The organism is Kitasatospora sp. NPDC093102 (assembly GCF_040683915.1).
In the GTDB taxonomy this organism is placed as follows: Bacteria; Actinomycetota; Actinomycetes; order Streptomycetales; family Streptomycetaceae; genus Kitasatospora.
The window spans coordinates 208,542-228,959 of sequence record NZ_JBFBFA010000010.1 but is presented as its reverse complement, the minus strand read 5'-3'; the positions used below and the strand labels follow the sequence as shown (position 1 = coordinate 228,959).

18 protein-coding genes and 1 riboswitch are annotated in these 20,418 nt (G+C 72.9%); of the genes, 11 read left to right on the top strand and 7 right to left on the bottom strand.

What is annotated here, in order from left to right; genetic code table 11:
• Positions 1–190: 190 nt before the first annotated feature.
• Positions 191–2,347, bottom strand: coding sequence for a protease pro-enzyme activation domain-containing protein (locus tag AB0O11_RS17300; RefSeq protein WP_363387007.1), 2,157 nt, complete (start codon positions 2,345–2,347; stop codon positions 191–193).
• A gap of 254 nt (positions 2,348–2,601) precedes the next feature.
• On the opposite strand from AB0O11_RS17300, the gene AB0O11_RS17295 reads away from it, so the two are divergent.
• Positions 2,602–3,168 (top strand): CGNR zinc finger domain-containing protein, encoded by a 567-nt coding sequence (locus tag AB0O11_RS17295; RefSeq protein WP_363387004.1) that lies wholly within the window; start codon positions 2,602–2,604, stop codon positions 3,166–3,168.
• Between the two features lie 70 nt (positions 3,169–3,238).
• Here the strand turns inward: AB0O11_RS17295 and AB0O11_RS17290 are convergent, their stop codons facing one another.
• The 3 genes from AB0O11_RS17290 to AB0O11_RS17280 all read right to left on the bottom strand — a co-directional run bounded on the left by AB0O11_RS17290 (position 3,239) and on the right by AB0O11_RS17280 (position 8,005).
• The gene (locus AB0O11_RS17290; protein WP_363387001.1) at positions 3,239–4,729 is read right to left on the bottom strand and encodes an FAD-dependent oxidoreductase; all 1,491 of its coding nucleotides are present in this window, start codon (positions 4,727–4,729) and stop codon (positions 3,239–3,241) included.
• A gap of 145 nt (positions 4,730–4,874) precedes the next feature.
• Complete coding sequence (paaN, locus tag AB0O11_RS17285; protein WP_363386999.1) at positions 4,875–6,575, bottom strand: phenylacetic acid degradation protein PaaN; 1,701 nt, start codon at positions 6,573–6,575, stop codon at positions 4,875–4,877.
• Between the two features lie 161 nt (positions 6,576–6,736).
• On the bottom strand, positions 6,737–8,005 hold the full coding sequence (locus AB0O11_RS17280) for a hypothetical protein (protein WP_363386996.1): 1,269 nt from the start codon (positions 8,003–8,005) through the stop codon (positions 6,737–6,739).
• Positions 8,006–8,134: 129 nt separating this feature from the next.
• Here AB0O11_RS17280 and AB0O11_RS17275 point away from each other — a divergent pair, with 129 nt between their 5' ends.
• Positions 8,135–8,719, top strand: a complete 585-nt coding sequence (locus AB0O11_RS17275) for a TetR/AcrR family transcriptional regulator (protein WP_363386993.1) — start codon at positions 8,135–8,137, stop codon at positions 8,717–8,719.
• Between the two features lie 9 nt (positions 8,720–8,728).
• On the opposite strand, the gene AB0O11_RS17270 is transcribed toward AB0O11_RS17275, so the two are convergent.
• On the bottom strand, positions 8,729–9,193 hold the full coding sequence (locus tag AB0O11_RS17270; RefSeq protein WP_363386990.1) for an Lrp/AsnC family transcriptional regulator: 465 nt from the start codon (positions 9,191–9,193) through the stop codon (positions 8,729–8,731).
• A 149-nt stretch (positions 9,194–9,342) separates the two neighbouring features.
• Here AB0O11_RS17270 and AB0O11_RS17265 point away from each other — a divergent pair, with 149 nt between their 5' ends.
• The 4 genes from AB0O11_RS17265 to AB0O11_RS17250 all read left to right on the top strand — a co-directional run bounded on the left by AB0O11_RS17265 (position 9,343) and on the right by AB0O11_RS17250 (position 14,720).
• The gene (locus AB0O11_RS17265) at positions 9,343–10,485 is read left to right on the top strand and encodes a thiamine pyrophosphate-dependent dehydrogenase E1 component subunit alpha (RefSeq protein WP_363386987.1); all 1,143 of its coding nucleotides are present in this window, start codon (positions 9,343–9,345) and stop codon (positions 10,483–10,485) included.
• 80 nt (positions 10,486–10,565) lie between these two features.
• Entirely contained in the window at positions 10,566–11,534 is a 969-nt protein-coding gene (locus AB0O11_RS17260) for an alpha-ketoacid dehydrogenase subunit beta (protein WP_363387086.1), read from the top strand.
• Positions 11,534–12,829, top strand: coding sequence for a dihydrolipoamide acetyltransferase family protein (locus tag AB0O11_RS17255; RefSeq protein WP_363387083.1), 1,296 nt, complete (start codon positions 11,534–11,536; stop codon positions 12,827–12,829). Before AB0O11_RS17260 ends, AB0O11_RS17255 begins: the two co-directional genes overlap by 1 nt.
• A gap of 232 nt (positions 12,830–13,061) precedes the next feature.
• Positions 13,062–14,720, top strand: a complete 1,659-nt coding sequence (locus tag AB0O11_RS17250; RefSeq protein ID WP_363386984.1) for a globin domain-containing protein — start codon at positions 13,062–13,064, stop codon at positions 14,718–14,720.
• Here the strand turns inward: AB0O11_RS17250 and AB0O11_RS17245 are convergent, their stop codons facing one another.
• On the bottom strand, positions 14,721–15,290 hold the full coding sequence (locus tag AB0O11_RS17245) for an NUDIX domain-containing protein (RefSeq protein ID WP_363386982.1): 570 nt from the start codon (positions 15,288–15,290) through the stop codon (positions 14,721–14,723).
• 484 nt (positions 15,291–15,774) lie between these two features.
• Here AB0O11_RS17245 and AB0O11_RS17240 point away from each other — a divergent pair, with 484 nt between their 5' ends.
• Positions 15,775–16,200, top strand: coding sequence for an SsgA family sporulation/cell division regulator (locus AB0O11_RS17240; RefSeq protein ID WP_363386979.1), 426 nt, complete (start codon positions 15,775–15,777; stop codon positions 16,198–16,200).
• A gap of 100 nt (positions 16,201–16,300) precedes the next feature.
• Here the strand turns inward: AB0O11_RS17240 and AB0O11_RS17235 are convergent, their stop codons facing one another.
• Positions 16,301–16,681: a phage holin family protein gene (locus AB0O11_RS17235; RefSeq protein ID WP_363386976.1), complete on the bottom strand. Its 381-nt coding sequence runs from the start codon at positions 16,679–16,681 to the stop codon at positions 16,301–16,303.
• 119 nt (positions 16,682–16,800) lie between these two features.
• Here AB0O11_RS17235 and AB0O11_RS17230 point away from each other — a divergent pair, with 119 nt between their 5' ends.
• The 4 genes from AB0O11_RS17230 to thiC all read left to right on the top strand — a co-directional run bounded on the left by AB0O11_RS17230 (position 16,801) and on the right by thiC (position 20,400).
• Positions 16,801–17,118, top strand: a complete 318-nt coding sequence (locus AB0O11_RS17230; protein ID WP_363386973.1) for a cupin domain-containing protein — start codon at positions 16,801–16,803, stop codon at positions 17,116–17,118.
• A 40-nt stretch (positions 17,119–17,158) separates the two neighbouring features.
• Positions 17,159–17,830 (top strand): thiaminase II, encoded by a 672-nt coding sequence (tenA, locus tag AB0O11_RS17225; RefSeq protein ID WP_363386970.1) that lies wholly within the window; start codon positions 17,159–17,161, stop codon positions 17,828–17,830.
• A gap of 268 nt (positions 17,831–18,098) precedes the next feature.
• A complete protein-coding gene (locus AB0O11_RS17220) occupies positions 18,099–18,299 on the top strand; it encodes a DUF5326 family protein (protein ID WP_049653234.1) in 201 nt (66 codons plus the stop codon).
• A gap of 163 nt (positions 18,300–18,462) precedes the next feature.
• A riboswitch (TPP riboswitch) is annotated at positions 18,463–18,597 on the top strand.
• Positions 18,592–20,400 (top strand): phosphomethylpyrimidine synthase ThiC, encoded by a 1,809-nt coding sequence (gene thiC / locus AB0O11_RS17215; RefSeq protein ID WP_363386967.1) that lies wholly within the window; start codon positions 18,592–18,594, stop codon positions 20,398–20,400. Its footprint overlaps the riboswitch before it by 6 nt.
• The last annotated feature ends 18 nt before the right edge of the window (positions 20,401–20,418 follow it).

The following is a 20,418-nucleotide window of genomic DNA, read 5'->3' as shown; positions in this document are numbered from 1 at the left end:
GTATGACAGTGGTCACGGCAGGTGGACCGAAGGGTTAGCGATCTTGAAACAGCCCGGAAACACAAGCCGTGGACACGGGCCCTCCCGGGCCGGCGAACCGCCCGGCCCGTTGGGGACGGACACGACACCGCCGGGGCGGGCCCTGACGGCTCCGCCCCGGCGGGGGTTCGGTGGTGCTACCGGCCGGTGATCAGTTGACGTTCAGCGCGACGTCGTCGATCACGAAGCTGGTCTGCAGCGACGAGTCCTCGGTGCCGGTGAACGTGACGGTCACGGTCTGGCCGGCGAAGGAGGTCAGGTCCAGGGTGCGCTGGACGTAGCCGGCGGCCGCGTCCGCGTTGGAGTAGGTCGCCAGCGTGGTGTTGTTGGCCTGGACGGTCAGCTTGTCGTACGCGGTGGAGCCGGTCTCCGCGGTGTCGATGTGCAGCCAGAAGGTCAGCTTGGCGGAGGCGCAGCCGGCCGGGATCGAGACGGTCTGCGACATGGTGTCGGTGTGGGCCGAGCCGTAGCCGTCCATCCAGGCCTTCCAGCTGCCCGAGTGGGCCGGCTGGGAGGCGCTGTTGTCGATCACGCCGCTGGAGGCGGTCCAGGGGGAGGCGGTGCCGCTCTCGAAGCCGCCGTTGCCGATCAGCTGGGCGGCGGTGCAGCCGCCGGACGGCGGGGTGGTGCTGCCGCCGAGCAGGGCGGTGGTCAGCGCGTCGGCGACCGGGGAGCCCCAGCCGGTGACCTGGTCGTAGCCGGCCTTGGCGGAGAAGTCCTGGTTGGCGCCGGTGGTCACGTCGTGGAAGGTGCTGCCGTAGCTGCTGCTGTTCGCCACCGAGTACAGCCGCGGGCTCGCCTCGCCGAGGACCGGCTGGCCGGCGGCCTTGGCCTTCTGGTTGAACTGGGCCGCGTAGCCGGACCAGAGCGGCGCGGCCGCGCTGGTGCCGCCGTAGACCTGCCAGGCGCCTGCGGTGTAGATGGCGAAGCCGCTGGCCGGGTCGGCGTTGGAGGAGACGTCCGGGACGGTGCGCATGGTGCCGCTGACGCCGGTGCCGGTCTGCCAGCTCGGCTTGGCGAACACGGTGGAGACGCCGCCGCCGGCGGTGCTCCAGGCGCTCTCCGAGGAGTAGGTGTTGCTGCTGGAGACCTTGAGGTTGGTGCCGCCGACGCCGGTCTGGTGCGGGCTGGAGGCCGGGAAGTCGACCGCCTTGACGGTCGAGCCGCTGGTGGAGCGGGTGCAGTCGCGGGAGCCGTCGTCGCCGGAGGCGGAGAAGATCGAGATGCCCTGGGCGGCGGCCTGCTTGAAGGCGTTGTCGACCGCGGTCATCGAGGAGGCGGTGGTGTCCGGCTCGCAGGAGCCCCAGGAGATCGAGACCACCGAGACCCGGTTGTCGGTCACGATCTTGTTGGCCATGTCGATCTCGCCCTGGTCGCTGTTGGGCGCCTCGTAGACCAGCTGGGTGGCCTTGGGCGCCGCGCCGCGGACGATCTCGCTGTCCAGCTCGACCTCGCCCTGGCCCTGACCGGGGGCGGAGTCGTAGCTCGCGCCGTCCACCGAGACGGTGGAGACGGCCGGGCCGGACAGGCCGTACTGGGCGTCGTAGGTGGTCAGGTTCGAGGACTTGTAGCCGTCGAACTCCCACAGCGCGACCGTGGTGCCGGTGCCGTCCGCGCCGGTCTTGTTGAGGTTGTAGGCGCCGGTGTACTGGGCCGGGGCCATGCCGCTCGGGGTGGAGCTCGCGGTGCTCGGGGTGACCGCGTTCGGCGTGGCCAGGCGGTTCTTGCGCACCGCGTGGTTGTCCAGGCCGCTGACGCCCTGGACCACGGCGGCCAGGTCGGACGGGATCGAGGCGGCGGCGTCGTTGGCGAAGAAGGCGCGCTGGAGCTGCGGGTCGAGGTACGAGCTCTCGTGCGTGCCGAAGGCCTGGGAGACCTGGGCGGCGGTGCCGTGGGCGTTGACCACCTGGCGGTTGGCGCTCACGTCGGTGACGGTCAGGCCCTGCTGGGCCAGGTAGGTCCTGACCTGGTCGACGGCGGACTGGGTCGGGCCGAACTGCGCGGTGAACTGCTCCGGCGTCAGGTAGTGGCCGTACTCCGGGGTGCCCGGGGTGGCGACCGCGGTGAGGAAGCGGTCCAGGGCGTCGGTGTTGCGCAGCTTCAGGCTGACGGACACCGCGATCTGCTGCGCGGCCGGGACGTCACCCTTCTTCTCCGAGTGGGCCACCGCGGGGTTCACGGTGTTCGGAAGGGCGACGCGCGGGGTGGCGTTGGGCGTGGCGGCCTGCGCGGTGGAGACACCGAGCGAGACGGCGGTCAGCGGCAGCACGGCTATCGCCGCGGCGAGGGCAAGGGAGCGGGGGCGCAACGGATCCTCCTCCGGCCGGCTGTGGGGGGCCGGCAAGGGGCCAGGCGTTCAGGTCGAGAACGCTGTCTAGAACATGACAGAACCCGTGTGCGAAGTGGCTCATGGCCGGGCAATTCGTTGCTAAAAAACAGTCAACTGTGGAGGGTCGGAAACTCGGCGGTTCCATACAGTGAATGACCGGGATCCGGGGGCCGGTCCACGCCGGTCAGGGCTGGGAGGGGCGGACGTAGAATCGGGCCGAGCCGAGGAGGGCGATGACTGACGTGCAGCCGGACCCGAGGGACCTGCGACCGCTGACCGGGGAGCCGCTCGCGCTCGACCTGCTCAACACGCGCTGGGCCGGAACGCCCGTCAACGACCTGCTCACCGGCGTCGAGGGGTACGCGATCTGGCTCTCCTCCGCCGGGCTGGGCGAGCGCTGCGCGGCCGACGAGGCCGGCCTGGCGGCGATCCGGCAGGCCCGTGAGGCCATCCTGCTCGCCGCCCAGGACGCCCGCGAACAGGGCGAGTTGGGCGCCGCGGCGCGGGACGGACTGGACGTGGTGCTGGCGTACGGACGGATCCGGCGGGCGGCGGCACCGGGCGGGGCCGAGGACCGGACCGAGGTCGACCGGCCGGAGTGGCTGGCGCCCTGGCTGGCGGTGGACGGCTTCCTCGCGCTGCTCGGTCAGGGGGCGCAGCGGGTCAAGCAGTGCGCGCACGAGGCGTGCATCCTGCACTTCTTCGACGCCTCGCAGAACGGCCGTCGGCGGTGGTGCCGGATGGCGGTGTGCGGGAACCGGGCGAAGGCGGCGCGGCACTACGTGAAGGCGCGGAGCTGACCGGCGGCCGGACGCCGGGCCGGGTGGACGGGCGGGCGCGCGGTGGGTCGCGCACCCGCCCGAAGGACGGTCAGGCCGGGGCGCCGAGCCAGTCGGTGAGGGCGGTGCGGAGCTCGCCCTGGCCGGGATCGACGGCGGCCCAGGCGACGTAGCCGTCCGGGCGGATCAGCAGGACGGTGTCGCGCAGCTTGCCGTGCGGATCGGCGGGGGCGGCGGAGACCATGCGGTCGGCCCAGGGCTCGGCGGCGGCCAGCTCGTCATTGCTGACCAGGACGAACTTCCCGGCGCGCAGCGCCTCGTAGAGCCGCTCGGGAGCGGCCGGGGCGCCCTCGGCGGGCTTGCTCAGGGCGGTCAGCCGAAGGTCCGGGACGCGCTTGCCGACCTGCGGGTGGGCGTCCTTGGGGGCGGGGTAGGAGATGCCGATGCCGGAGATCAGCCTGGCGCCGCGCTCGGTGACCGGGTCGAGGTGGCTGCCCAGCGCGGTGAGCGCCCCGCGCAGGGCGCGGGTGGGGGCGGACTCGGCGAGTGCCAGCCGGATCAGCGCGCCGGAGCTGCGCAGGACCGTCCTGCCGACCGGGTGCCGCTCGGTCTGGTAGGTGTCCAGCAGGGCGTCGGTGGCCCGGCCCCGGAGCGCGGCGGCGAGCTTCCAGGACAGGTTGGCGGCGTCCTGGATGCCGGTGTTCATGCCCTGGCCGCCGGCCGGGGAGTGGCAGTGCGCGGCGTCGCCGGCCAGGAAGACCCGGCCGGAGCGGTAGTTGGGGGCCTGCCGCTCGTCGCTGTGGAAGGTGGAGCTCCAGCGCACCTCGCGCAGGCCGTAGTCCTCGCCGAGGACGGCCCGGCAGAGGGTGGTGAGCTGCTCGGCCGAAGGGGTGGTGCCGTCCGGGTACCGCTCCTCGCGGTCCCAGGCGATGATCCGGAACCAGCCGTCGCCGAACGGGACGACGAAGGCGAAGCCGGCCCGGTTGGCGCCGACGGTGACCGCCTGGGCGGGCTCGTGCTCCAGCCGGACGTCGGCCAGCACCACCGAGTCGACCACCGACTCCCCGGGGAACGGGATGCCCAGCAGGTCGCGGACGGTGGAGTGGACGCCGTCGGCGGCGACCGCGTACGCGGCGCGGTGGCTGTGCCCGTCCCGGGTCTCCAGGGTCACGCCCTCGGCGTCCTGGCGCAGCCCGGTGACCTCGGCGCCGCGCAGCACGGTGGCGCCGGCCTCTTCCGCGCGCTCCAGCAGCAGCCGTTCGACGTTGTACTGCGGGGTGATCAGGACGAACGGGAAGCGGGTGGGCAGCGAACCCAGGTCGACGCCGAAGCGGTCGAACATCCTCAGTTCGGTGAGCGGACGGCCGGTGGCGATCAGCTCCTCGGCCAGGCCCCGGGCGTCCAGCAGCTCCAGGGTGCGCGCGTGCACGCCGAAGGCCCGGGTGAGGTTGGACTCGGCGGACCGCTTCTCCAGCACGGTGACGCCGACTCCGGCGGCGGCGAGATCGCCGGCCAGCAGCAGTCCGGTCGGTCCGGCGCCGACGATCAGGACGTCGGTTTCGGTCGTCGGCTTCACGGCCATGTGTCAGCTCCCGTTGTTCGGAGGGCGGTCGGACGCCGTTCCCGGCGTTCTCCCAGCCTCCATCATCGCGGGTGCGGTCGGAGCCGTGAACCGCCGGGCCCCGGCGGTGGGTGACCGCCGGGGCCCGGATCCACCGGTACGGGGCTCAGGAGTGCCGGCGGATCTCCACCGTGCGGAACCGGTTGGCGACGAACGCGCCGTCGCAGTAGGCCGAGTTGGCGGCCGGGTTGGCGCCGGTGCCGTGCAGGTCCGAGAAGGCGGCGGTCTGGTTGGGGTAGACCCCGCCGGTCAGGTTGAGCGAGAGCGAGACGCCGGAGTCCAGCGCGGCCTCGACCAGCAGCGCCTCCACCTCGGGCGAGGTGGTGTAGCCGGAGGCGGTCATGGCGCCCTTCTCGCGGACCGTGGTGCGCAGCAACTCGACGGCGGCGGCGGTGGATTCGACGGCGACGACGAAGGAGACCGGGCCGAAGCACTCGCTGCGGAAGACCGCGCGGTCGTCCGGCTTGTCGGCGTCCAGCCTGACCAGCGCGGGGGTGCGGACGGTCGCGCCGGGGAAGTCCGGCGAGGTCACCGGGCGCGGGGCGAGGGCGAGTTCGCCGTACTCGCCGCCGGCCGCGGCGGCCGAGCGCTGGAGCACCCCGGGGTTGACCACGGCACCGAGGATCGCCGCGGCGCGGGCGTCGTCGGAGAGCAGGCCCTCGATGGCGCCGGCCAGGTCGGTGACCACCTGGTCGTAGGACTTGTCGCCCTGGTCGGTGGCGATGCCGCCGCGCGGGATCAGCACGTTCTGCGGGGTGGTGCACATCTGGCCGCTGTAGAGCGAGAGCGCGAAGGCCAGGTTGCCCAGCATGCCCTTGTAGTCGTCGGTGGAGTCGATGACCACCGCGTTGACGCCGGCCTTCTCGGTGTACACCTGCGCCTGCTTGGCGTGCTCCTCCAGCCAGTCGCCGAAGGCGGTGGAGCCGGTGTAGTCGATCAGCTTGATCTCCGGGCGGACGGCGAGCACCTGGGCGACGGTGCCGCCCTCGTGCTCGGCGGCCAGGCAGACCAGGTTGGGGTCGAAGCCGGCGTCGGCGAGCACCTCGCGGGCGATCCGCACGGTCAGCGCGAGCGGCAGCACGGCCCGCGGGTGCGGCTTGACCAGCACCGGGTTGCCGGTGGCCAGCGAGGCGAACAGCCCGGGGTAGCCGTTCCAGGTGGGGAAGGTGTTGCAGCCGATCAGCAGCGCGAGGCCGCGCGGGACGACGGTGAACTCCTTGGTCATCACCAGCGGGTCGCGCTTGCCCTGCGGCTTGGTCCAGCCGGCCCGCTGCGGCAGCCGGGTCTGCTCGGCGTAGGCGTAGGCGACCGCCTCCAGGCCGCGGTCCTGGGCGTGCGGGCCGCCGGCCTGGAAGGCCATGCCGTAGGCCTGGCCGGTGGTGTGCATGACGGCCTGGGCGAACTCGTGGGATCGGGCGTTGATCCGGTGCAGGATCTCCAGGCAGACGGCGGCGCGCTCCAGCGGGGTCACGGCGGCCCAGCCGGGGCGGGCGGCGGTGAGCGCGGCGATCAGCGCGTCCGGGTCGGCGTGCGGGTAGGTGATGCCCAGCTCGACGCCGTACGGGGAGGCCTCGCCGCCGACCTGGTCGCCGTCGGTGGGGTGGCCGTCGAGGGTGAAGGGCTTGCCGAGCAGGGCGTCGAAGGCGGCCTTGCCGTCCGCCGGGCCGCTCTCGCCGTAGGCCTTCGGGAACTCGGGGTAGGGCGACCAGTAGTCGCGCTTGGCGGCGGCGGCGAGCGCGGCGTCCAGGGTGGCCTGGTGGCGCTCGACCAGCTCGCTGACGAGGGGGTGGGTGACCGCTGCGGACATCTTGTGCGCTCCTCGGAGGGCCTCGAAAAGCAGGACGGGACACGTCACAGGGTAACCGAACGATCGGTCGGCTCAAGAGGGTGCCATGGCGGGGAATCCACCGGAACGAAAGGGGGCGCGTCCGTGGCGGACGCGCCCCCTTGGGCTCGGATGATCGGCGTCTACGGCACGCCGAGCTCGAATATCACGTACCCGGCGTACCAGCCGGAGGCGACCGCACCGGTGCCCAGCACGGTGGCCAGCACCGGCCAGCTCAGCTTGCGCATCCCCACCGCCAGCGCGATGAACAGCGGGAACGCGGGCAGCAGGTAGCGCGAGACGTTGCCGAAGATGCCCAGGCTGCCGAGCACCGAGACGATCGTGGCGAGCGTGTAGGCGGTCAGCACCAGCGGCGGGCGCAGCCGGACCAGCAGCACGATCAGCATCGGCAGGCTGAGCACGATCAGGGTGGCGAACAGGTCCGGCAGCGGGAAGGCGAAGGGGTAGTCACTGCGGCCCAGCAGCACCCCGCGGATCGCGTGCCAGGTGCCCTGGCCCCAGTCGAAGTAGTGCAGCCAGGCGTCGTGCTGGAGCCGGAAGTAGCCGCCCCACTCGCCCGTCCGCCAGCCCACCCAGCCGACGTAGCCGAGCAGGCCGACCGGGGCCAGCAGCATCGCGGCCAGCGGGCGCAGGACGCCGCTCTCCCGGCGGTACAGCTCGACCAGCGCGGCCAGGCCCACGGCGCCGATCAGTGCCGCCGAGGTCGGCCGGTTGAGCCCGGCGGCCAGGGTGATCACCCCGGCCGCGACCCACTGCTTGGTCATCACGCAGTAGCAGGCCCAGGTGGCCAGCGCGACGAAGAGGGAGTCCGAGTAGACCGCCCACTCGGCGCCCGAGCCCGGGGCGATCGCCCAGATCCCGGCCGCGATCACGCCCGAGCGGGCGTCGCCGGTCAGCTTCTCCACCACGGCGTAGATGCCGGCCGCGGCGAACAGCGAGGCCACCACCGAGACCAGCATCCCGGCGCCGTACAGGCCGAGGCCGGTGGCGTCCGAGGTCAGCCGCATCAGGCCCGGGTAGAGCGGGAAGAACGCGGCCGAGTTCTGCTCGACGTTGAAGCCGGCCGGTCCGTTCGGTATCGGGACGAGCGCCGGGTGGTAGCCGAACCGGGCCACCTGCTGGTACCACCAGCCGTCCCAGCTGGCCACCACGTCCCAGGGATTGGCGCCGCCGCCGAACCGGGCCGGCTTCGTGGCGTACTCGCCGGAGAAGGAGAGCAGCTTCATGAAGACGGTGAAGCCGATCAGCTTCAGCACCGTGTAGCACCACACGGCCGGTCCGAAGCGGACCACCAGGGCGCGGGCGCGCTCCTGCCAGGTGCGCGCGGCGTCGTCCGGATCCCCGCTGCGCTGCTCCGGCACGTCGGAGGCGACTGCCCGTATTGCGTTCATCGGCCGTGGACCCCAGTGCTCTGGACGTGGACGGATCGTCCGGAGAGTCTAGGGCCTGCCGCCTTCGGCCGGTGTGGACCAGCAGGACCCGATCGCGTACCACCAGGGGCGGCCGGGGATACTCGGAGGATGGCCGATCACACCACGCGCACCGCCTACACCGTGGAGTCACTGCTCGCGGTGACCGTCGACGTCTTCAACGAGCGCGGCTACGACGGCACCTCCATGGAGGACCTGTCCCGGGCGGCCGGGATCTCCAAGTCCTCCATCTACCACCACGTGCGCGGCAAGGAGGAGCTGCTGCGTCTGGCGGTCGGGCGGGCGCTGGACGGGCTGTTCGCGATCCTGGCCGAGCCGGCCGCGGTCGAGGGCCCGGCGGTGGAGCGGCTGGAGCACGTGGTGCGGCGCACCACCGAGGTGCTGCTGGAGGAGCTGCCGTACGTGACGCTGCTGCTGCGGGTGCGCGGCAACACGGCCACCGAGCAGTGGGCGCTGGAGCGCCGGCGGGACTTCGACCACCAGGTCGCCGAGTTGCTGCGGGCGGCGGTCGCGGACGGCGCGCTGCGCGCGGACGTGGAGCCGCGGCTGGCCACCCGGCTGCTGTTCGGGATGATCAACTCGATCGTGGAGTGGTACCGGCCGGGGCTCAAGGCCGCCGACGGGGTCGCGGACGCGGTGGTCCACCTGGCCTTCGACGGGCTGCGGGCGCGCTGACCCGTCCCCTCACGAGAGGGGCGGCACCTGGTCGGTCTCCTCGAAGACCAGCATGGTGCGGGTGCCGAGCACCTGGGGGATGGACTGGATGCTGCCCAGCACCAGCTCCCGCAGGGTCTTGTTGTCGGCGGTGTGCACCAGCAGCAGGACGTCGAAGTCCCCGCCGACCAGCGCGATGTGCGCCACCCCGGGCAGCTCCAGCAGCTGCTCGCGCACCGTCCGCCAGGAGTTCTGGACGATTTTCAGGGTGATGTACGCGGACGCGGCCTGACCCGCCCGTTCGTGGTCCACCCTGGCAGTGAAGCCGCGGATGACGCCGTCCTCGACCATTCTGGAGATCCGGGCGTACGCGTTGGCCCGGGACACGTGCACCCGCTCGGCCACCGAGCGGATGGAGGCGCGACCGTCCTGCTGCAGCAGCCGCAGGATCGACCGGTCGACCCGGTCGAGTCTGGACATCTGTTCAGCCGACATGACCCCCCACCCTCCCCGATTGGACGTACTGCCACCAGTCGACCGCCGAACGGGCCGAATGTCCACCACCTTGTCACGCTTCTGGTCAAGATGAACAGACGACCGAACAATCGGTAGGGAGCCCCCGCCACCCCTGGAGGTGCCCCGAGATGACCGTTCTCGACCACAGACACCACACGCCTGTGCCCGGCTGGCTGCCCGGGGCCACCGCCCCGCGCGCCGACCCGGCACCCCTCCTCCCGGACCTCTCCCCCGTCCGGGCGATCGGCACCCCCGCGCTGGAGAAGTACGACCCGGCCCTGCTGCGCGAGCTCTACCGCCGGCTGGTCGTCGGCCGCCGGTACAACCAGCAGGCCACCACCCTGACCAAGCAGGGCAGGCTCGCCGTCTACCCGGCGTCCACCGGCCAGGAGGCCTGCCAGGTCGCCGCCGCGCTGGTGCTCGGCGAGCGCGACTGGCTCTTCCCCAGCTACCGCGACACCCTCGCGGTGGTCTCCCGGGGCGTCGACCCGCTGGAGGCGCTGACCCTGCTGCGTGGCAGCGCCCACACCGGCTACGACCCGCGGGCCAGCCGCACCGCCCCGCTCTGCACCCCGCTCGCCACCCAGGCCCCGCACGCCGTCGGGCTGGCGCACGCCGCCCGGCTGCGCGACGAGCCGGTGGTCGCGCTGGCGATGCTCGGCGACGGCGGCACCAGCGAGGGCGACTTCCACGAGGCGCTGAACTTCGCGGCCGTGCTGGGCGCCCCGGTGGTCTTCCTGGTGCAGAACAACGGCTACGCGATCTCCGTCCCGCTCAGCGCGCAGTCCGCCGCGCCGAGCCTGGCCCACAAGGCCGTCGGCTACGGCATGCCGGGCCGGCTGGTGGACGGCAACGACGCGCCCGCCGTGCACTCGGTGCTGACCGAGGCGGTCGAGCGGGCCCGGGCCGGCGGGGGCCCGACCCTGGTCGAGGCGCTGACCTACCGGATCGACGCCCACACCAACGCCGACGACGCCACCCGCTACCGCACCGAACCCGAGGTGGCCGCCTGGCGCGAGCACGACCCGATCCTGCTGATGGAGCGCGCGCTGCGCGGGCTGGGCCTGCTGGACGACCGGCTGGTGCGGGAGGCGGCGGACGAGGCGGAGGCACTGGCGGCCCGGATGCGGGCCGAGTTCCACGCCGACCCGGCCCTGGACCCGATGTCGCTGTTCGCCCACGTCTTCGCCGAACCGACACCTCAACTACGGGAGCAGGCAGAGCAGTTGGCCGCCGAGCTGGCCGCGGAGGCGGAGGTGGCCGAGCGATGAGCACGGCTTCCCACCCGTCGCCCGCCCCCACCCTCGGCGCAGCGGCGGTACGGAACACCTCCGGTGCCCGTACCGCCAGCATGGCGCAGGCGCTCAACTCCGCGCTGCGGGACGCCATGCGCGAGGACCCGGCGGTGCACGTGCTCGGCGAGGACGTCGGCGCGCTCGGCGGCGTCTTCCGGATCACCGACGGACTCACCGCCGAGTTCGGCCCGGAACGCTGCCTGGACACCCCGCTGGCCGAGGCCGGCATCCTCGGCACCGCGATCGGCATGGCGATGTACGGGCTGCGCCCGGTGGTCGAGATGCAGTTCGACGCCTTCGCCTACCCGGCGCTGGAGCAGCTGTTCTCGCACGTCGCCAAGATGCGCAACCGCACGGCGGGCAGGCTCCCGCTGCCGATCACCGTCCGCATCCCGTACGGCGGCGGCATCGGCGGCGTCGAGCACCACAGCGACGCCTCCGAGGCGTACTACACCAGCACCCCCGGCCTGCACGTGGTCACCCCGGGGACGGTGGCCGACGCGTACGGGCTGCTGCGCGCCTCGATCGCCTCCGACGACCCGGTGGTCTTCCTGGAGCCCAAGCGGCTCTACTGGGGCAAGGCCGACTTCGACCCGGCGGTGCCGGTCGAGCCGATCGGCCGGGCGGTGCTGCGGCGCACCGGCACCTCCGCCGTGCTGATCACCTACGGCCCCTCGCTGCCGGTCTGCCTGGAGGCGGCGCGGGCGGCGCAGGCCGAGGGCTGGGACCTCGCGGTGCTGGACCTGCGCACCCTGGTGCCGTTCGACGACGAGACGGTCTGCCGGGTGGTGCGCTCGCTCGGCCGGGCCGTGGTGGTGCACGAGGCGAGTGGCTTCGGCGGCACCGGCGCGGAGATCGCCGCCCGGGTGACCGAGCGCTGCTTCCACCACCTGGCCGCGCCCGTGCTGCGGGTCACCGGCTTCGACGTCCCGTACCCGCCGCCGATGCTGGAGCACCACCACCTGCCCGGGGTGGACCGGATCCTGGACGCGGTCGCCCGGCTGCAGTGGGAGGACCGAGGATGATGCCCGTCGTGCGGGAGTTCCGGCTGCCCGACCTCGGTGAGGGGCTCACCGGGGCGGAAGTGGTCCGCTGGATGGTCGAGGTCGGCGAGGTGATCGTGGTCGACCAGCCGGTGGTGGAGGTGGAGACCGCCAAGGCCGTGGTGGAGGTGCCCTGCCCGTACGGCGGGGTGGTCACCGCGCGGTACGGCGAGGTGGGCGAGGAGATCGCCGTGGGCGCGCCGCTGGTGACGGTCGCGGTGGCGCCGGAGGAGGGGAGCACCCCGGAGGCTCCGGTCGAGCCTGCCGTTGCCGCCGCCGAGGTGGAGCGGCCGCTGGTCGGGTTCGGGGTCGCCGAGCCGGGCCGGGGCGGGCGGCGGCGCCGGGTCGGGGCTTCGGCCTCGGCCGCGGCCGTAGTGGCTCCGGCTGTGGCTCCGGCTGCGGCTGTGCCGGCCGGGCCGGCGGTGGTGCCGGTGATCTCGCCGCTGGTGCGGCGGCTGGCCCGGGAGCAGGGGGTCGACCTGGCCGCGCTCACCGGGAGCGGGCCGGACGGGCTGATCATGCGTGCGGACGTCGAACGGGCGGTCGCGGCCAAGGTGGCCGCTCCGGCGGTCGCCGGGCCCGCCGCGCAGGACGGTGTCGTCCCGTTGCGCGGGCTGCGCAAGGCCGTGGCCGAGAAGCTCGGCCGCAGTCACCGGGAGATCCCGGCGGCGACCTGCTGGGTGGACGCGGATGCCACCGAACTCATGGCATTGCGGCGGCAGTTGAACGCCACGCCCGGGCCGAAGGTGAGCGTGCTGGCGCTGCTGGCGCGGATCTGCACGGTCGCGCTGGCGCGCTTCCCGGAGCTCAACTCCTCGGTGACCGAGGACGGTTCGGGCATCATCCGGCACTCGGCGGTGCACCTGGGCTTCGCCGCGCAGGGCGAGCGCGGGCTGGTCGTCCCGGTGGTGCGGGACGCGCAGAACCGCAGCACCGGGCAACTGGGCGAGGAGCTCGGCCGGTTGACCGAGGCGGCGCGCAGCGGCACGCTCACCCCGGCCGAACTGACCGGTGGCACCTTCACGTTGAACAACTACGGGGTGTTCGGCGTGGACGGCTCCACCCCGATCCTCAACCACCCGGAGGCGGCGATGCTCGGGGTCGGCCGGATCGTCGCCAAACCCTGGGTCCACCAGGGGGAGTTGGCGGTGCGCGAGGTGACGCAGCTGTCGCTCACCTTCGACCACCGGGTCTGCGACGGCGGGACGGCGGGCGGCTTCCTGCGGTTCGTCGCGGACTGCGTGGAGCAGCCGGGGATGCTGCTGCGGCAGCTCTGAGCCCGGCCGTCGGGCGGGGTCGCGATCGCCCTGGGTGCGCGGAGAGGCACCCAGGGCGACCGCGGACCGGGGAGAGTAGCGCGTTCCGGGCCCGGATGTCCGGGCTTCGCGCGATTCGTCGAACGAGCGGTTCGGGCGTGCCACGCTGCCTTGGCGCCAGTAGGGACAAGCCGGGTGGTGGCGCAGGGCGGCCGGAGGCGAAACGATTCTCTTGGGTACTCGAAACGTAGCGGTGAAGTCCCGCGGAGCAGTCCTGGTCCGCACCGGGCACGGCTCGGCGGGGGTCGCCTCCGTCCCGGGCCTGCCGGCGGCCGCGCCCGGAGGACGCCGGTCGCGGGAGCTGTCCGTCCGGCCGCCGATGCCCCTGGGCCCGCCGGACCTGCCGCCGATGCCCCCGGCCCCGGCGGACCTGCCGCCGGTGTCGGTGGCTCCGGCGGACGCGCCGACGGCGGTGCTGCCGCCGGTGTCGCTGCTGGAGCCCGTCCGTCCGGTGATCCCGGCCCGGCCGGTGCAGCCGCCGGCCGTCCCCGCGCCCGGGCCCGCGCTTGACCCCGCCACCGCGTTCCGCCCGCTGTTCGTCGACGCGCCCGGCTTCAACTGGGCCGGCCCGGGCGACCGGTGGAGCGAGGCCTGGGGCGTGCGGACCCCCGCCGGACGGCTTCCGGCCGCGCCCCCCGTGGCCGCGCTGCCGGCCGTCGGGCCCGACCGGGCCTCCGGGGACCCGCCGCTCACCGCCCGGGAGGTCGAGCTGGTCCGGGCCGGCCTCGCCGCCGTCGAGCCGGTCGCCGACCGGGCCACCGCGCACTTCTACGCGCTGCTCTTCCTGCGCCACCCCGAGCTCCGCTCGTTCTTCCCCGCCGCCATGGACGTCCACCGCGACCGCCTGTTCCGCACCCTGCTGGCCGTCGTGCGCGAGATCGACCAGCCGGTGGCCCTGCGCACCACGCTGGCCGGGCTCGGCCGCAGCCACCGCCGGTACGGCACGCTGACCGGCCACTACGTCGTGGTGGAGGAGTGCCTGGTGCAGACGCTGGCCCGGTACGCGGGCGGCGGCTGGGACGCCGGGGCCGAGCAGGCCTGGCGCCGCGCCTACCGGATGATCTCCTCGGTCATGATCGAGGCCGCCGAGGAGGACGCCCGCACCTCGCCGCCCTGGTGGCAGGGCGAGATCGTCCGGCACGAGCGCCGCACCCGGGACGTCGCGGCGATCACCGTCCGGCCGGACCAGGCCTACCCGTTCCGGGCCGGGCAGTACGCGGCTCTGGAGACGCCGTGGTGGCCGCGGGTCTGGCGGCACTACTCCTTCGCCGGCGCGCCCCGCCCGGACGGGCTGCTGACCTTCCATGTCAAGGCCGTCCAGGCCGGCTGGGTGAGCAACGCGCTGGTCCACCGCGCCGCGCCCGGGGACGTGCTGCGGCTCGGTCCGGCGGCCGGCTCGATGACCGTCGACCACGCGGCCGGCCCGGACCTGCTCTGCCTCGGCGGCGGCACCGGCATCGCGCCGATCCGCGCCCTGGTCGAGGAGGCCGTCGAGCACGGCGCGCCCGGCCGCCGCATCGAGGTGTTCTACGGGGCCCGCCGGGCCGAGGAGCTGTACGAGCTGGACGGGCTGCGCGAACTGGCCGCGCGCCACCCGTGGCTGACGGTCACGCCGGTGCTGTCCGGCGGCGGGCCGGCCGGCGGCCTGCTGCCCGGGGGTGGTTCGGCCGGCGGCCTGCTGACCGGCGAACTGCCCGAGGTGGTGGGCCGGTTCGGCCCGTGGACCGGCCACGAGGCGGTGCTCAGCGGGCCGCCCGCGATGGTGCGCCAGGGCGTCGGGGTGCTGCTGCGCACCGGGGTGCCGGCCGGGCGGATCCGGCACGACCCGGTCGGCGACCTGGCCGCCGGGTGATCACCCGAGGTCGGGAGCGAGGAGTGCGCGGATGCCCTCGATGTTGGCCGCCAGGTACGCCCGCAGCCGGGGCGGGACCACGTTGACGGAGGTGACGCCCTCGCGGGTGAACGGAAGCCGGACCACCTCGTACTCGCCGTTGGGGTCGGTCACCTCGGGCCCGTGCCGCCGGCTGAGGTCCATCGAGGCGAGCCGGCAGACGAAGAAGTGCTGCACCTTGACCCCGTGCGGGTGCGGCGGAATGCCGCCGTCGATGGGAGCTCCCCCGGCCGGAGGATGGGGGAGGGCGTGGCTGATGGTGTCGACGAAGGCGGGCACCACGTCCACGATCTTGCCGCCGAGTTCCTCGTCGACCTCGCGGTGCAGCGCCTCGACCACCGTCCGGTCCTCGCGTTCGACCCCGCCGCCGGGGGTGATCCAGTACGGGTGCGGCGAGCCCGGCCGGACCCGCCGGATCAGCACGATCGAGGCCGGGCCGTACGGATCGTCCGGGTCCAGGTCCAGCAGGATCGCCCGTGCGGTGCGCTTCACGACCGGGCGTGGTGGCGGGATGCGGTTCTCGGGGCCCATGGCCACCTCCGGGACTGGCGCGTTGTGCGGGAGTCTCCCGCACCGGGGAGGGGACGAAACCCGGGGAACGGGTCGAAACGCACCGGGAACGGGTCGAAACGCCGATCCGGTCGGATGTACCCGTTCGGGGGCCCGTTGTGCTGCAATGAGCAGCTATTGGGCAAATCGGAGGTTTCGCTCCGCACGCCCGTTCTGGGCACGGACCTGTACGAGGGACTCGGGCTGGGGGTTGGGTGGCATGGACCGGAGCGCACGGCCGTTCGGGAGAACACGTACGTGCTCGGCACGGTCTGCGCGGCCGTCCCGATCACCACGGCCCGGTGGTCGCCATCATGGCCCTGTCGCTTCCGGTCGAACAGGCCGGCCGGTTGGCCTCCGCCGTGGATTGGTTGCATAAACCGTCACAAAAACCATCGAAAACATGTCCGGCCGCCATCGGACCAAGCGAACCGACGGCGCGGGCAGAACGAGAGGTACTGGCGCCATGCAGCACAGCACAGTCCAGGGTCACCTGGTGATGAACCTCGTGGTCTCGCACGAGCTCTCCTTCCGCCTCCTGGTGGACCTGGTGTACGAGGCCGACGACCCGTACGCCGTCCGGCTCACCTTCCACCTGCCCGGCGACGCCCCGGTCACCTGGTACTTCGCGCGGGAGCTGCTGCTCGACGGGATCGGCGGACCGGCGGGCGAGGGCGACGTGCACATCCGCCCGGTCGGCGAGGAGCCCTCGGAGGTCTGCATCGTGCTGCGCTCCCCCGACGGCGACGCCCTGCTGCGCGCCTCGTCCGCGCCGCTGATCGCGTTCCTGGTGCGGACCGACCGGCTGGTGCCGATGGGGCAGGAGTTCACCGGGCGGGACGTCGACGCCCAGCTCGCGGACCTGCTCAAGGGGCGTGAGAACGCGGGGTGAGCACTCCGGCGGCGGCAGCCCGCACAAGGCACGGCGAAGGGGCCCGTACCCGGTGGAACACCCGGGTGCGGGCCCCTTTCGGCTGTCCTCGCGACACCGGTCAGTCGTCGTCCAGGGCCAGGTGCAGGCCCCACGAGACCAGGCTGATGATCAGCGAACCGACCAGTGCGGCACCGAAGTTGACCACATGGAAGTCCAGGTTCATTTTCCCGGAGGCCCAGGAGGTGAGCATGAGCATCAGGGCGTTGATCACGAAGGTGATCAGGCCCAGCGTGAGGATGAACAGCGGGAACGAGAACAGCTTGACCACCGGCTTGATCAGCCAGTTCACCACGCCGAAGACGACGGCGACGCCGAGCACCGTCAGCGCCTTGTGCTGCCAGTCCGCCGTGCCCTGGGCCAGCCGGATGCCGCTGACTATCCAGGCGGCGACCCAGATGGCCGCCGCGTTGATCAGTGTCTTGATGACGAAACCCTTCATGCCGCCCAAGCCTGACAGCAACCCCGGTCCCGGCGGAACCACCATGCGGCGGGGTGGTGTTGAATGCGCCGGGGCGCGGAGGTGGACGGACGGGCCCGAGGACGAGGGAGGACGGCACGGTGAAGCTCTTCCGGCTGGACGAACTGGACGCCGAACGGGCGGCCAACGACGGTGCGTACCTGCGGTTCCTGCGCGAGCCGCGGATGTCCGCCGGGCTGTACGCGCTCGCCCCCGGTGACACCGACACCCAGACCGCGCACGACCAGGACGAGATCTACCAGGTGATCAGCGGCCGGGCCGAGCTGACCGTCGGCGCCGAGACCGCGACGGTCGCGCGGGGCACCGTGGTGTACGTGCCGGCCGGCACCCCGCACCGGTTCCACCACGTCACCGAGGAGCTGCGGGTGCTGGTGGTGTTCTCCCCTCCGGAGGACTGAGCCCCCCGGTGGTCGGGGTCGGCGTCATAGGGTCGGCGTCATGAGCACCAAGACGCTGACCGAAGAACTCTGGGCGGCCATCGAGCCGGTGTACGCCGAGATCCTCGCCCACCCCTTCCTGGCCGGGCTCACCGACGGCACCCTGCCGCGCGGGGCCTTCCGCCACTTCGTCGTCCAGGACTCGCACTACCTGCGCGACTACGCCCGCGCGCTCGCCGTCTGCGCGGCCAAGGCGCCCGGCGAGGAGGACGTCCGGGCCTTCGCCGACGACGCGGTCGGCGCGCTGGCCGCCGAGCAGGGCATGCACGCCGAGTTCCTGACCGCCTTCGGCGGCAGCGCCGAGGAGGCCGCCGCCGAGCCGGTGCTGCCCACCACCCGGGCCTACACCAGCTACCTGCTGGCCACCGTCTACGGCGGATCCTTCGCCGAGGCGGTCGGCGCGGTGCTGCCCTGCTACTGGATCTACGCCCGGGTCGGCGAGGCGCTGCTCGCCCAGGGCTCGCCCGACCCGCTGTACGCCAAGTGGATCGCCACCTACGGCGACGAGGCCTTCCAGTCGGTGGTCCGCCGGGTGCTGGCGCTCACCGACCGGCTGGGCGGGGAGCTGTCCGCGGCCGAACGCCGCAAGGTGGTCGAACACTTCGTGACCACCTCGCGCTACGAGTGGATGTTCTGGGACGCCGCCTGGCGCGGCGAGCGCTGGCCGGTCTGAGCCGTGCGGGCCCGTCCGGCCGTCCCCGGGAGCCCGGACGACGGGCGGGCGGTGGCGGGTCGGTCCGTGACGCGGGAGCCGGCCGGGCCGGCGACGGCGTCGACTTCTCGGGGGTCACCCGGGGGGCCGGAATCGGGGTGATCTCGGGGTTCTCTCCGGGCCGTTGGGCCTCGTTCCGGCTCTCACGCCACCGTACGATCGAAGTACCGAAAGCAAGCGGGATGCGGCACCGGACGGCGGCCGACCCGAGGGGAGAAGAGGAACCGACATGGCTGAGCTCTGGAAGTCGCTGCCCTCCTGGGTGCGCAACATCGTCATCCCGGTACTGGTCCTGGTGCTGGCCTGGAACATCGTCGCGTTCGTGTTCGGCGTCGTCGGCGCACTGCTCTCGATCGTGATCAAGCTGCTGGTGGTGGTCGGCATCGCGGCCGCCGTGGTGGTCCTGGTGAAGAAGGCCGCCAAGAGCTGACCGGTCACCCCGTAACGCCGCCCTGAGGCCCGGCCCCCCGTGAGGGAGGAGCCGGGCCTCGGGCGTTTCCCGCGGGCCGTCGGCCGGCCGGGCGGGCCGTGGCGTGCTCTGGACCTGCGGCGATCCGCTCGCTACCGTGTTGGGCGTCGTGTGCAGGCAACACCGCCTGCGACGCGGGAGCTCGGAGCACCGGGCTGAGAGGACGCTGACCGGGACGTCGACGGACGGACCGACGGCTGCGTCGACCGCAGGAACCTGACCGGGTAATGCCGGCGTAGGGAGTAGAGGTCAGATGACCACGTTCGAAGCACAGCCGCAGTCTGCCCAGGGCGCCCCCAGCAGCGAGCGCACGGGCTACCCGACCCCGGCCTGGCGCAAGGCCTACCGCGAGGGATCGCGCCCCGACCTGCGCGTTCCGTACCGCGAGGTGCAGCTCACCAACGGCAGGTCCGTCCCGCTGTACGACACCTCCGGCCCGTACACCGACCCGTCCTACGAGCCCGACGTGCGGCGCGGCCTGCCCGCGCTGCGGGACGCCTGGATCCGCCAGCGCGGCGACGTCGAGGAGTACGACGGCCGCGAGCCGCGTCCCGAGGACGACGGGATCAAGCACACCTCGCCGCGCGGCGGGAACCTGCGCAACCTGGACGCCGTCTTCCCCGGCCGCCCGCGTCGCCCGCTGCGCGGTCGCGCCGGTGCCGCCGTCACCCAACTCGCCTACGCCAAGCGGGGCGTGGTGACGCCGGAGATGGAGTTCGTGGCGCTGCGCGAGGGCCTCGCGCCCGAGTTCGTGCGCGCCGAGGTGGCCCGCGGCCGGGCCGTCATCCCGGTCAACGTGAACCACCCGGAGGTGGAGCCGGCCGTCATCGGCACCAACTTCCTGGTGAAGATCAACGCCAACATCGGCAACTCGGCCGTCACCTCCTCGATCGAGGAGGAGGTGGAGAAGATGACCTGGGCCACCCGCTGGGGCGCCGACACCGTCATGGACCTCTCCACCGGCCGCAACATCCACACCACCCGCGAGTGGATCCTGCGCAACTCCCCGGTGCCGATCGGCACCGTGCCGCTCTACCAGGCCCTGGAGAAGGTGGACGGCAAGGCCGAGGAGCTGAGCTGGGAGGTCTACCGGGACACGATCATCGAGCAGTGCGAGCAGGGCGTCGACTACATGACCGTCCACGCCGGCGTGCTGCTGCGCTACGTCCCGCTCACCGCCCGCCGCAAGACCGGCATCGTCTCGCGCGGCGGCTCGATCATGGCGGCCTGGTGCCTGGCCCACCACCAGGAGAACTTCCTCCACACCAACTTCGAGGAGCTCTGCGACATCCTCGCCTCCTACGACGTCACCTTCTCGCTCGGCGACGGCCTGCGCCCGGGCTCGATCGCGGACGCCAACGACGAGGCGCAGTTCGCCGAACTGAAGACCCTCGGCGAGCTCGGCCGGATCGCCCGCGAGCGGGACGTCCAGGTGATGATCGAGGGCCCGGGCCACGTCCCGATGAACAGGATCAGGGAGAACATGGATCTCCAGAAGGAGATCTGCGACGAGGCGCCGTTCTACACCCTCGGCCCGCTGACCACGGACGTCGCCCCCGGCTACGACCACATCACCTCGGGCATCGGCGCCGCGATGATCGCCTGGTGGGGCACCGCGATGCTCTGCTACGTGACCCCCAAGGAGCACCTGGGCCTGCCCAACCGCGACGACGTCAAGACCGGCGTGATCACCTACAAGATCGCCGCCCACGCCGCCGACCTGGCCAAGGGCCACCCCGGCGCCCAGGCCTGGGACGACGCCCTCTCCGACGCCCGCTTCGAGTTCCGCTGGGAGGACCAGTTCAACCTGGCCCTCGACCCGGAGACCGCCCGCGACTTCCACGACGAGACCCTCCCCGCCGAGCCCGCCAAGACCGCGCACTTCTGCTCGATGTGCGGCCCGAAGTTCTGCTCGATGAAGATCAGCAAATCCATCAACGAGAAGTTCGGCAGCGGCGCGGCCTCGCCGGAGTACGACGAGGAGGCCGTCGAGGGCATGAAGGCCATGTCCGAGGAGTTCAAGGCCCAGGGCAACAAGGTCTACCTCCCGCTGGCCGACTGACAGCCGGAAGCGCCGGCC